At 68.2% G+C, this 10,747-nt stretch carries 11 protein-coding genes; 7 read left to right on the top strand and 4 right to left on the bottom strand.

Translation table 11 applies throughout. The features are described 5' to 3' along the window. Nucleotides 1-86 precede the first annotated feature (86 nt). Nucleotides 87-872, bottom strand: a complete 786-nt coding sequence (locus ACVOKU_RS06620; protein ID WP_481559444.1) for an AraC family transcriptional regulator — start codon at nucleotides 870-872, stop codon at nucleotides 87-89. 77 nt (nucleotides 873-949) lie between these two features. On the opposite strand from ACVOKU_RS06620, the gene ACVOKU_RS06615 reads away from it, so the two are divergent. Then, nucleotides 950-1,204, top strand: coding sequence for a hypothetical protein (locus tag ACVOKU_RS06615; protein WP_193396732.1), 255 nt, complete (start codon nucleotides 950-952; stop codon nucleotides 1,202-1,204). 59 nt (nucleotides 1,205-1,263) lie between these two features. Here ACVOKU_RS06615 and ACVOKU_RS06610 read toward each other — a convergent pair whose 3' ends face one another. Both ACVOKU_RS06610 and ACVOKU_RS06605 read right to left on the bottom strand, forming a co-directional pair. Next, nucleotides 1,264-2,262: an energy transducer TonB gene (locus ACVOKU_RS06610; protein WP_481559443.1), complete on the bottom strand. Its 999-nt coding sequence runs from the start codon at nucleotides 2,260-2,262 to the stop codon at nucleotides 1,264-1,266. Nucleotides 2,263-2,463: 201 nt separating this feature from the next. After that, nucleotides 2,464-3,069, bottom strand: a complete 606-nt coding sequence (locus ACVOKU_RS06605) for a TIGR00645 family protein (protein WP_053519577.1) — start codon at nucleotides 3,067-3,069, stop codon at nucleotides 2,464-2,466. Nucleotides 3,070-3,178: 109 nt separating this feature from the next. Between ACVOKU_RS06605 and ACVOKU_RS06600 the strand changes: the two genes are divergently transcribed. From ACVOKU_RS06600 to ACVOKU_RS06585, 4 genes are all read left to right on the top strand, one after another. After that, complete coding sequence (locus ACVOKU_RS06600; RefSeq protein ID WP_481559442.1) at nucleotides 3,179-3,868, top strand: glutathione binding-like protein; 690 nt, start codon at nucleotides 3,179-3,181, stop codon at nucleotides 3,866-3,868. A gap of 193 nt (nucleotides 3,869-4,061) precedes the next feature. Continuing rightward, nucleotides 4,062-6,290, top strand: a complete 2,229-nt coding sequence (locus tag ACVOKU_RS06595) for a S9 family peptidase (protein ID WP_481559441.1) — start codon at nucleotides 4,062-4,064, stop codon at nucleotides 6,288-6,290. A 25-nt stretch (nucleotides 6,291-6,315) separates the two neighbouring features. Next, nucleotides 6,316-6,834, top strand: a complete 519-nt coding sequence (locus ACVOKU_RS06590; RefSeq protein ID WP_481559440.1) for a cytochrome c oxidase assembly factor Coa1 family protein — start codon at nucleotides 6,316-6,318, stop codon at nucleotides 6,832-6,834. A gap of 79 nt (nucleotides 6,835-6,913) precedes the next feature. Next, nucleotides 6,914-8,716 carry a DUF885 domain-containing protein gene (locus tag ACVOKU_RS06585; RefSeq protein ID WP_065174304.1) on the top strand — a complete coding sequence of 601 codons (1,803 nt, stop codon included), beginning with the start codon at nucleotides 6,914-6,916 and terminating at the stop codon, nucleotides 8,714-8,716. A gap of 90 nt (nucleotides 8,717-8,806) precedes the next feature. Here the strand turns inward: ACVOKU_RS06585 and ACVOKU_RS06580 are convergent, their stop codons facing one another. Next, on the bottom strand, nucleotides 8,807-9,265 hold the full coding sequence (locus ACVOKU_RS06580; RefSeq protein ID WP_053517962.1) for a hypothetical protein: 459 nt from the start codon (nucleotides 9,263-9,265) through the stop codon (nucleotides 8,807-8,809). Between the two features lie 182 nt (nucleotides 9,266-9,447). Between ACVOKU_RS06580 and ACVOKU_RS06575 the strand changes: the two genes are divergently transcribed. Both ACVOKU_RS06575 and ACVOKU_RS06570 read left to right on the top strand, forming a co-directional pair. Then, nucleotides 9,448-9,696 (top strand): hypothetical protein, encoded by a 249-nt coding sequence (locus ACVOKU_RS06575; RefSeq protein WP_006475755.1) that lies wholly within the window; start codon nucleotides 9,448-9,450, stop codon nucleotides 9,694-9,696. Nucleotides 9,697-9,817: 121 nt separating this feature from the next. Beyond that, nucleotides 9,818-10,735, top strand: coding sequence for a bestrophin family protein (locus ACVOKU_RS06570; protein ID WP_481559439.1), 918 nt, complete (start codon nucleotides 9,818-9,820; stop codon nucleotides 10,733-10,735). The last annotated feature ends 12 nt before the right edge of the window (nucleotides 10,736-10,747 follow it).

The following is a 10,747-nucleotide window of genomic DNA, read 5'->3' as shown; positions in this document are numbered from 1 at the left end:
GTATCGGCGACGTGGTACAGATGCGGGACATCGGCCCCAGCAGGCAGCCTGGGGCGCGAAGGCAGGCAAAGGAAGTGCTGAATACGTCAGCCCTCTGCATACCGCGCAGGCGTCACCCCCATCTCGCGCTTGAACACGGCGATGAAGGCGCTGGGGGTGTCGTAGCCGAGCGACAGCGCCACGCTGATCACCGGTTCCCCGGCCAGCAGGCGTGGCAGCGCCAGCAGGACGCGCAGGCGCTGGCGCCATTGGCTGAGTGTCATGCCGGTTTCGGCGCGCCAGTGGCGCGCAAGGGTGCGGCTGGACAGTCCCATGGCAAGGGACCAGGCCTCGACGCTGCGGGTGTCCTGTGGTGCACGCGCCAACGCCGCAGCAACGCGCCGCAGGCGCCGATCGCGTGGCTGCGGCAAGGCCAGCGGCAGCGGTGTGCTGGCGTCGATCTCATCGGCAATGACGCCGGCCAGACGCTCCTGCACCGCGTCGAGCGGTGCGGGCGCCCAGCGCAGCGCGCGATCCACGGCTGCCTGCAGCAGGGCGCCCGGTTGCACGATGCGGGGGCGTGCCGGCAGTCGTTTGCAGGTCGCTGCGTCGAGGTACAGGCTCCAGCCATCGAACGGGCCGATGCTGGCCAGCGCATGCGGCAGTCCGGGCGGAACCCACGCCATATGGCCGGCTGGCAGCAGCCAGTGCAGGTCGCCTGCCTCGATCCGCAGCAGGCCCTGTCGCGCCCCCAGCAGCTGCCCGCGGGCGTGCTGGTGCCGGGCGGTCCGGCGTGGACGGTCCAGGGCCAGTTGCGCGGTCAGCAGCACCGGCCCTCGGGCAGTGTCGACCAGGCCCGGGTCAATCAGGGCGGGAGATGTCTGATATGCCATATCAACTGGCAGTTATACGGCAGATCCGGCAGACAGGAGCGTCCACACTGCACTCCACCCGCCGAAAGGAGTTCCTCATGCAGCCTCAAGACATCCTTCCTGACCATCAGAACGATGTGGTGGCCAACGGCCTCACCGTGCGCAAGGGCAGCGTGGGCGCCTTCCTTGCCAGCGTCCGCGACTGGCAGGATCCCGCCGGCAGCCCCGCGTCCCGGGCAGCGGCGGAAGCCGACCTGCGCGCCCTGCTGCCGGGTCTGCATGCGTTGGGCCTGTTCCGGATCCTGAGGGCACGCGATCCGGTCCTGCAGCACCTGATCGACGGCGCGCGCTGATACGAACAAGGCCCGGACGGACCGGGCCTTGTCGTGATGGTTGGCGGGGATGTCCCGGCTCAGCCGCCCGGCGCGAACACCAGGGTGCGGCGGGTGGTGACCGGTGCGCTGACCGGCTCGAAACGCCAGCGCTTCACGGCGTTCATGGCTTCGCGGTCGAAGATGCGCGCGGGCGTCGCACGCAGCACGCGGGCGTTCACCACCGAGCCGTCGGTACCCACGGTGATCTCCACCAGCACCTCGCCGGAGGTGCCGGCGCGCAGGGCGTCGGCCGGATAGCGGGGGGCCGGCGTACTGACCGGACGCAGGCTGGGCGCGGCGGCAGGTGCCTGGCGTGCGGCACTGGCCTGCTGCGCAGCGGCCTGTTGCTGCTTCTGCTCCGCTTCACGCCGTGCGGCGGCCTGGCGCTCGGCCTCCTCGCGCTCGCTGTCACGACGGGCGGCATCCTGCTGTGCGGCGATCTGCCGGGCCGCATCGGCTTCCTTGGCACGCTGCTCGGCCAGGCGCTGCTGCTCGGCCTGCTGCCGGGTACGGTCCTCGGCGTCCTTCTTGGCCCGCTCCGCTTCCGACTCGGTGCGCTTGGCCGCGTTCTCCACACCCTTGGCCAGGCCTTCCTTCAGGCGTGGCAGGGCCGGTGCGGAGGCATCCACCTTCTCGATCAGGGCGACCAGGCGCTGCGCCTCGGTGAAGTCCTCGCGGCCCAGATGCTGCTCGGCCGCGATCAGGGTGTAGGGCAGCAGGTCGGTCAGCGCACTTTTCACCGCGGCATCGTCCGGCGTCTTGTCGCGCAGGGCCAGGTAGTACTCGATGGCGTTGTCGCCGGCCGGGGCGTACATGCGGTTCTCGCGCAGCGCCTGGCTGGCCGACTCGCGCAGCTGCTCGGTGCCCATCGACTGCACCTTGGCGGCCACCACCGGTGTCGCCGGCGCCGCGGCGGCAGGCGATCCTGCCGGGGCAGGGGCAGGCGATTCTTCCTTGCCCGAGCAGGCGGCCAGGGCCAGTACCAAGGCAACCGGCAGCCACCGGCGCGCGGCGGTGATCGTTGTGACGTGCGACATCCTGCTCCCCTCTAAGAAGACGACGTTACGTAAATCATTGATATGCATGGCCGGGACCGTGGGTCCGAGCACGGCAGGGTGGCGTTTCCCGACGCCACCGCCGGCAACGGCGAGGAAGCAATCTAGCATTCCCGCCAGCGCTGCGTACAAGGGCGGCAGCGACGACCGGCGGTGGCGTCCGCGCCACCACCGGCCAGCGCCTCAATGCGCCTGTGCCTTGTCGTGGCTGTTGGACATCAGCTTGTCGGTCCAGGCGATGCCGATCGCCGAGAGGATGAACACGCAGTGGATGATGGTCTGCCAGAGCACGCCCTGCTCGGTGAAGGTCGAGCACCTGGCGGCACCGATGTTGGCGGCGGCGACGTTCATCAGTTCCGGCGCGCACAGCGGCAGGCCGCCCAGCGAACCGCTGGCGATGAAGGTCTTGAGCAGGTGGATCGAGGAAATGCCGATGATCGCCATCGCCAGCTTCACCTTCAGGACGCTGGCATTGACGTGGCTCAACCATTCCGGCTGGTCGGGATGGCCTTCCAGCCGCAGGCGCGAGACGAAGGTTTCATAACCGCCGACGATCACCATCACCAGCAGGTTGGAAATCATCACCACGTCGATCAGGCCCAGCACGATCAGCATGATCTGCTGCTCGCCCATCGACGCCGAGTGGGAGATCAGGTGCCACAGTTCCTTGCCGAACAGGAACACGTAGACACCCTGGGCGACGATCAGGCCCAGGTACAACGGCAGCTGCAGCCAGCGCGAGGCGAAGATCAGCGAGGACAGCGGGGAGAGGGGGCGTTGGGGGGACATGCAGGACAGTGCGTTGCGGGGGAGGAGCGAGGTTACCGGCCCGCCATGACGGTGCCAAGCCAACTCTCGCACTAGACTTCAGGTTCCTTACCGCACCCGAGCCGCTGCCATGATCGATCTGTATTACTGGCCTACCCCGAACGGCCATAAAGTCACCCTGATGCTGGAGGAAAGCGGGCTGGCGTACCGCATCCACCCGGTCAACATCGGATCGGGCGACCAGTTCAAGCCGGACTTCCTGGCGATCTCGCCCAACAACAAGATGCCGGCCATCGTCGACCATGCGCCGGCTGACGGCGGCGCGCCGCAGAGCGTGTTCGAATCCGGTGCGATCCTGCTGTATCTGGCCGAGAAGACCGGTCGCTTCCTGCCCACCGATGCGCGTGGGCGCATCGCCACGCTGGAATGGCTGTTCTGGCAGATGGCCGGGCTGGGCCCGATGAGCGGCCAGATGGGGCATTTCAACGTCTACGCACCGCAGAAGATTCCTTACGCCATCGAGCGCTACGACAACGAGGTGCGGCGCCTGCACGGGGTGATGGACAAGCGTCTGGCCGGGCATGCCTTCCTGGCCGGCGAGGAGTACACCATCGCCGACATGGCCAGCTATCCGTGGGTCGGCGCCTACGATGCGCTGCCGGCAGATTTCGATGCCTTCCCGAACCTCAGGCGCTGGCATCAGGCCATCGCCGCCCGCCCGGCCACCCAGCGGGCGTATGCGCTGCGCCAGCAGGTCAATCCGAACGCCGGCAAGCCGCTCAGCGACGACGAGCGCAAGCATCTGTTCGGCCAGCGCTGAGGCCCCTGCGCTGGCCGCTGCGCGCGCCGGGCATGGCCCGGCGCTACCCGCCCGTCAACGGCCGATGTGCCGTGCCCGGTCCCTGCCATGGGCAGAAGGTCATGCTGCCTTCCCGCACGGGCTTGGTTAGGATGGGGGCTGATCGCCACCGCACATGCTGCGGTGGCGGACCTGCCGTTTGCCGGGATCCTCCATGCGCCACCTGTTCGCTTCGCTTGCCCTCATGCTCGCCACCAGTACTGCCGCCCACGCTGAAAAACTGACGCTGGAAGCCATCACCGGTCCATTGCCGCTGTCCGGGCCGACCCTGATGAAGCCCAAGGTCGCTCCGGACGGTTCGCAGGTCAGCTTCCTGCGCGGCAAGGACAGCGACCGCAACCAGCTGGATCTGTGGACCTACGACATCGCCAGCGGCCAGACCCGCCTGCTGGTCGACTCCAAGGTGGTGCTGCCGGGCACCGAGACCCTCAGCGACGAGGAGAAGGCCCGCCGCGAACGCCAGCGCATCGCGGCGATGACCGGCATCGTCGATTACCAGTGGTCGCCGGACGCACAGCGCCTGTTGTTCCCGCTCGGCGGCGAGCTGTACCTGTACGACCTGAAGCAGCAGGGTCCGGCAGCAGTACGTCAGCTGACCCACGGCGAAGGCTTTGCCACCGACGCCAAGCTGTCGCCGAAAGGCGGCTTCGTCAGCTTCATCCGCGGCCGCAACCTGTGGGTGATCGATCTGGCCAATGGCAGCCAGCTGCAGCTGACCGGCGATGGCAGCGCCACCATCGGCAACGGTGTGGCCGAGTTCGTGGCCGACGAGGAAATGGACCGCCACACCGGCTACTGGTGGGCGCCGGATGATTCGGCCATCGCCTTCGCCCGCATCGACGAAGCACCGGTACCGGTACAGAAGCGCTACGAGGTCTATGCAGACCGCACCGATGTCATCGAACAGCGTTACCCGGCCGCCGGCGATGCCAATGTGCGCGTGCAGCTGGGCGTGATCGCGCCGGCCGCCGCGGCACAGCCGCGCTGGATCGACCTGGGCAAGGAACAGGACATCTACCTGGCGCGCGTGGATTGGCGTGATGCCCAGCACCTGACGTTCCAGCGCCAGTCGCGTGACCAGAGGCAGCTGGATCTGGTGGAAGTGGCATTGGACTCAGACCGTCAGCGCGTGCTTGCCCATGAAACCAGCCCCACCTGGGTGCCACTGCACAACAGCCTGCGCTTCCTGCAGGACGGCAGCATGCTGTGGTCGTCCGAGCGTACCGGCTTCCAGCATCTGTACCGCATCGACAGCACGGGCAAGGCCACCGCGCTGACCCACGGTGACTGGCCCGTGGATGAACTCCTGGCTGTGGATGAAGCGGCCGGCAAGGCCTATTTCCGCGCCGGCATCGAGACGTCGCGCGAGAGCCAGATCTACGCGGTCCCGCTGCAGGGCGGACAGGCGCCACAGCGGCTGTCCAAGGCGCCGGGCATGCACAGCGCCAGCTTCGCGCGCAACGCCAGTGTCTATGTCGACAGCTGGTCCAACAGCACCACACCGCCGCAGATCGAGCTGTACCGCGCCAGCGGTGAGAAGATCGCGACGCTGGTGGACAATGATCTGGCCGATCCCAAGCATCCCTACGCGCGCTATCGCGATGCGCAGCGACCGGTCGAATTCGGCACCCTGACCGCTGCCGATGGCCGGACGCCGCTCAACTACAGCCTGATCAAGCCTGCCGGCTTCGATCCCTCCAAGCGCTATCCGGTGGCGGTGTACGTCTATGGCGGCCCGGCCAGCCAGACCGTCACCGACAGCTGGCCCGGACGTGGCGATCATCTGTTCAACCAGTACCTGGCGCAGCAGGGCTACGTGGTGTTCTCGCTCGACAACCGTGGCACCCCGCGGCGTGGCCGTGAGTTCGGCGGCGCGCTCTATGGCAGGCAGGGCACGGTGGAGGTGACCGACCAGCTGCGCGGCGTGGCATGGCTGAAGCAGCAGCCCTGGGTCGACCCCGCGCGCATCGGCGTGCAGGGCTGGTCCAACGGCGGTTACATGACCCTGATGCTGCTGGCCAAGGCGTCGGACAGCTATGCCTGCGGCGTGGCCGGTGCACCGGTCACCGACTGGGGGCTGTACGACAGCCATTACACCGAACGCTACATGGATCTGCCGGCACGCAACGAGGCCGGTTATCGCCAAGCGCGCGTGCTGACCCACATCGACGGACTGCGCTCCCCCCTGCTGCTGATCCACGGCATGGCCGATGACAACGTGCTGTTCACCAATTCGACCAGCCTGATGAGTGCGCTGCAGAAGCGCGGCCAGCCCTTCGAACTGATGACCTACCCGGGCGCCAAGCATGGCCTGTCCGGTGCCGATGCGCTGCACCGCTACCGTGTGGCCGAAGCGTTCCTGGGACGTTGCCTGAAACCCTGAGTCACAACCGGGAAGGAGCCCGCCGATGAACCACCTGCCCCCCCCTGTTCCTGGCCATCCCGTCCATCCCCCCGGCTGGTGGCGCCGTCACTGGCGATGGGCGATGCCTCTGACCGTGGTGGTGTTCCTGGGCGTGCTGGGCGGTTCCGCGGCATGGAGTGTGATGCGCTGGGGCGAAGCCGCACGCGAGAGTCCGCCGATGCGTGAGGCGATGCGGCGCGCCGGATGCAGCATCGAGCTGGTGGAGGCCTTCGGCGAACCGCTGCGCGCCGGCTCGCTGCCATTGGGCAGCATGCAGACCGCGATCACCGGTGAGCGCGATGTGGGCCTGACCGTGTCGCTGGAAGGGGCCCATGCGCAAGGTCGCCTGTTCGTGCAGGGCATCCGCCGCGACGATGTCTGGGACTACCCGGTGATGTATGTGCTGGGTGCGGACAAACAGACCTTCGATCTGACCGCGCTGGACGATGAGGAGGCTGCGCAGGAGTGCGAACTGCAGGCCTGCCGCGAGCGCGGTGGCTGCCCGATGACGGCCGCGTTCTGACCGGCGCCATGACTTCCCACCGATTGTCGCCATCGCCATGAGCGCGTAGGGTGCGGGCAACCCTGTCCTGGAGTGCTTCATGAAGCCGATCGCGCTGGCCGTCGCCCTGGCCCTGACCGCTGCACCGCTGCTGTCCGCCCCCCCGGCCCTGGCCGCACCGGCCGCCAAGGCCACCACGCCTGCCAGCCCCGCCTGGGTCGCGCGCAGCAATGCGCTGGCGCAGATCCTGCTCGACGCGCAGGGACCGTTCCAGCCCGAGCAGACCGGCTTCTTCGGCGTGCCGGGCTATGACGACAAGGTGGCCGACCTCGGCCCGGACAATGGCGCGCGCTACCGTGCCGCGACAGCCAAGGCGCGCGACGAGCTGCAGACCCGGCTGGCTACGGAGAAGGATCCCAACGTCCGCCAGGACCTGCAGATCATGATCCACGCCGCCAACCAGAACATCGAGGGCAGCGAGCTCAACGACAAGTACCTGCTGCCGTGGACCGATGCGCCGCAGACGGTGTTCAGCGGCCTCAATCTTCTGCTGTCCGACCAGGTGCCGGCCGAGCGCCGGGCCAAGGCGCTTGATCGCCTCAAGGCGTACGCCGGACTGACGCCGGGCGGCACCGCCTTCACCACGCTGGCGCGCCAGCGCTACGAAGAGCGCCTGAAGGACAGCGCGCTGCTGCAGCCGACGAAGATCGAAGTGCAGCAGTCGCTGGACAACGTCGAGACCTACATCAGCGGCATCGAGTCGCTGCTGAAGAAGTACCAGATCAGCGGTGCCGATGAAGCGATGAAGGCCCTGGCGGGGCAGATGAAGGAGTACGCGGCCTGGACGCGCAAGGAGGTGCTGCCGAAGGCGCGTACCGACACGCGCCTGCCGGCGCCGCTCTACGCATACCAGCTCAAGCAGGTCGGCATCGACATCGACCCGAAGCTGCTGATGCAGCGTGCCCAGCTGGAGTTCATGGAAACCCGCTCGGCGATGCAGCAGCTGGCGCCGCTGGTGGTGAAGGAGAAGGGCCTGAAGGTCGCCGACCCGACCGATCCGGTCGCCGTGATCCGCGCGCTGAAGGCCGACAAGATCGCCGACGACCAGCTCGAAGGCCACTATCGCAAGGTGATCGACGCCATCGATCCGCTGATCCGCGAGCATGGCATTGTCGACGTGCCCAAGCGTGCCATGCAGATGCGCCTGGGTTCGGCTGCCGAGAGCGCCGCCAGCCCGGCACCGCATTTCCTGCCGGCACCGCTGGTGAACAACACCGGGCAGCAGGGCACCTTCGTGCTGCCATTGGGCAACCCGGCGGCCGGTGCCGGCGCCCAGTACGACGACTTCAACTTCGGTGCGGCCGCGTGGACCCTGAGCGCGCATGAGGGCCGTCCCGGCCATGAGCTGCAGTTCACCGCGATGGTCGAGCGCGGCGTCTCGCTCGCGCGCACCATGTTCGCGTTCAATTCGGTGAACGTGGAAGGCTGGGCGCTGTACGCCGAAGCGGAGATGGTGCCGTACGAGCCTCTGGACGGGCAGATGATCGCCCTGCAGTTCCGCCTGCTGCGCGCCGCGCGCGCGATGCTTGATCCGATGCTCAACCTCGGCCTGACCGACCGTGCAAACGGCGAACGGGTGCTGATCGAACAGGTCGGCCTGTCCAAGGCCATGGCCACCCAGGAGCTGGACCGCTACACCGTGCGCATGCCCGGCCAGGCGGGCAGCTACTTCTATGGCTACACCCGCATCCTGGAGCTGCGCATGCAGACCGAACTGGCACTGGGCGCGAAGTTCGACCGCCTGGCGTTCAACAACTTCCTGCTGGACCAGGGCCTGCTGCCGCCGGATCAGCTGGCCGACGCAGTGAACCAGGTGTTCGTGCCGAAGTACCGGAAGAAGTAACGGTAGCGCCGGGCCATGCCCGGCGAGCGCAGCGGGGAAGCGAAATGCCGCCGGGCCCGGCCCGGCGCTATCCGCGGTGACGCTGCTGCGTCACCGCTGTGGCGTGATCACCTGGGTCGGCAACCGTGCCGGCGGCGCCGGGTTCGGCACCCAGATCGCCACGCCTGCGGCGCGCTTCTGCGTGGTCGGAATGCCAATGCCTAGACCGCCGCCCACATGCGAGCCATAGCTGCCGGCGCCCACGGACATGCCCACCGGCGAGCCGCTGCTGCCCACGCCCATCAGCACTACGCCGTTGGCGCCCAGTGCTGCCGCTTCGCGCTTCAACCGCGCCACGGCGGCGTCGGTCTGGCCCTGGGTGCCGAAGCCCACCGCAGAGGCGGATTCCAGCTGGGCGATCTCCTGCGAGCCGGCCGGCGGCGTTGAATAGATCTGCACCTGTGCCGGGTCGATCGGCGCCCGCGCGCGGCCCAGCATGACCTTGGAGGTGCTGGCACAACCGGCGGCGGCCAGCAGCATGGCCGCCAGTGCGGCCCAACGGATGTTCATGGCAATACCCCTGCAGGACTGGATGGGATCATCGGTGGGCCACTCTGAATCGGCGCCAACGCCCTGTGCGCCGGGCATCCAGACGCTAGCACGGCCGAGGTGAGCGGCCCGCCAACGGGAGTAGGCGAGGGCGGCCGGAACGTCTATGGTTGGGGCCGGGAACCAACTGCGGGAGAGCGGCGATGGGTGTGATCAGTCTGTTGTGGGGTGTACTGGCGCTGCTGTGGATGATCCTGGCGCTGATACCGCTGCTGGGCTGGGGCAACTGGTTCCTGATTCCGTTCGCTGCGGTCGGCGCGGTGATCGCCGCGCTGGGCATCCTGTTCACCCACCCGAGCAAGCGCGGCCGGGCCTGGGCCGGCCTGGTCCTGAACGGCATCGTGGTGGTGGTGGGCATCCTGCGCCTGGGCCTGGGCGGTGGCGTGATCTGAACCTGCGGCCGGGTGCGACCGGGCGTCGCAGGGCTGCGGCCCGCAGCCGGGCAGGGGCGTACAATGAACGGCTGCGCGAGCCTGCGCGTGCCTGTGAATCCGCGCCCGGCGCGGCTGCCCCATGATCATCCGACCTCGTCCCCACGGCTGGCAACTGCTGTACATCCTGCGCGGATCGATCGTTCCGGCGATCGCACCGAAGGTGCTGGCCATCCTGATCCTGTCCATCGCCGTCGCCGCGGTGGTGGAGCTGGCGCCGCCGACCGGCATCGAGCGCGTCTCGGTCACGCCGTTCACCCTGCTGGGCCTGGTCCTGTCGATCTTCCTCAGCTTCCGCAACAGCGCCTGCTACGAGCGCTGGTGGGAAGGCCGCAAGCTGTGGGGGCAGTTGGTGTTCGAATCGCGCTCACTGGCCCGGCAGGTGAACCTGCTGCTGGTGGATGACGCAGGCCGCCGCCGTCGCATCGCCTATCTGGCCACCGCCTTCGCCCATGCGCTGGCCGCCCGCCTGCGCGGCCGCATCGTGGCGCTGGCGGCCCTGCCGTGGCTGGACAAGCGCCAGCGTGCGCAGCTGGCCGAGCGCGAGAACGTACCCGATGCATTGCTGGCGATGATCGCCGCCGAACTGGCGCAGGCGCTGCGCAGCGGCGATCTCGATCCGATCCTGTACGCCCAGCTGGAAGACCGCCTGCATGCGATGTCCTCGATCCAGGCAGGCTGCGAGCGGATCCTGACCACGCCGCTGCCGTTCGCCTACACCCTGCTGCTGCACCGCTGCGCGTGGATGTTCTGTGTGCTGCTGCCGTTCGGCCTGGCCAGTTCGCTGGGCTGGGGCACGCCGGTGCTGTCGGCGGTGCTGGCCTACGCCTTCTTCGGCCTGGACCAGCTCGGCGAAGAAATGGAAGACCCGTTCGGCCTGGAGCCGAACGATCTGCCGCTGGACGCACTGGTGCGCACGATCGAGATCGACCAGCTCGACGCGCTCGGTGAACGCCCCCTGCCCGAACCCCTGCTGCCGCAGGGCTATCTGTTGCACTAGCCACTCCTCGGA

Source organism: Stenotrophomonas sp. STEN147, from assembly GCF_056757995.1.
Note: the sequence above shows the minus strand (reverse complement) of the source record. Positions and strands in the feature narration are given on the sequence as shown.

Excerpts from the sequence above, each read along its gene's own strand:
- ACVOKU_RS06620 (WP_481559444.1), bottom strand. The coding sequence starts at position 872 with ATGGCATATCAGACATCTCCCGCCCTGATTGACCCGGGCCTGGTCGAC.
- ACVOKU_RS06615 (WP_193396732.1), top strand. The coding sequence starts at position 950 with ATGCAGCCTCAAGACATCCTTCCTGACCATCAGAACGATGTGGTGGCC.
- ACVOKU_RS06610 (WP_481559443.1), bottom strand. The coding sequence starts at position 2,262 with ATGTCGCACGTCACAACGATCACCGCCGCGCGCCGGTGGCTGCCGGTT.
- ACVOKU_RS06605 (WP_053519577.1), bottom strand. The coding sequence starts at position 3,069 with ATGTCCCCCCAACGCCCCCTCTCCCCGCTGTCCTCGCTGATCTTCGCC.
- ACVOKU_RS06600 (WP_481559442.1), top strand. The coding sequence starts at position 3,179 with ATGATCGATCTGTATTACTGGCCTACCCCGAACGGCCATAAAGTCACC.
- ACVOKU_RS06595 (WP_481559441.1), top strand. The coding sequence starts at position 4,062 with ATGCGCCACCTGTTCGCTTCGCTTGCCCTCATGCTCGCCACCAGTACT.
- ACVOKU_RS06590 (WP_481559440.1), top strand. The coding sequence starts at position 6,316 with ATGAACCACCTGCCCCCCCCTGTTCCTGGCCATCCCGTCCATCCCCCC.
- ACVOKU_RS06585 (WP_065174304.1), top strand. The coding sequence starts at position 6,914 with ATGAAGCCGATCGCGCTGGCCGTCGCCCTGGCCCTGACCGCTGCACCG.
- ACVOKU_RS06580 (WP_053517962.1), bottom strand. The coding sequence starts at position 9,265 with ATGAACATCCGTTGGGCCGCACTGGCGGCCATGCTGCTGGCCGCCGCC.
- ACVOKU_RS06575 (WP_006475755.1), top strand. The coding sequence starts at position 9,448 with ATGGGTGTGATCAGTCTGTTGTGGGGTGTACTGGCGCTGCTGTGGATG.
- ACVOKU_RS06570 (WP_481559439.1), top strand. The coding sequence starts at position 9,818 with ATGATCATCCGACCTCGTCCCCACGGCTGGCAACTGCTGTACATCCTG.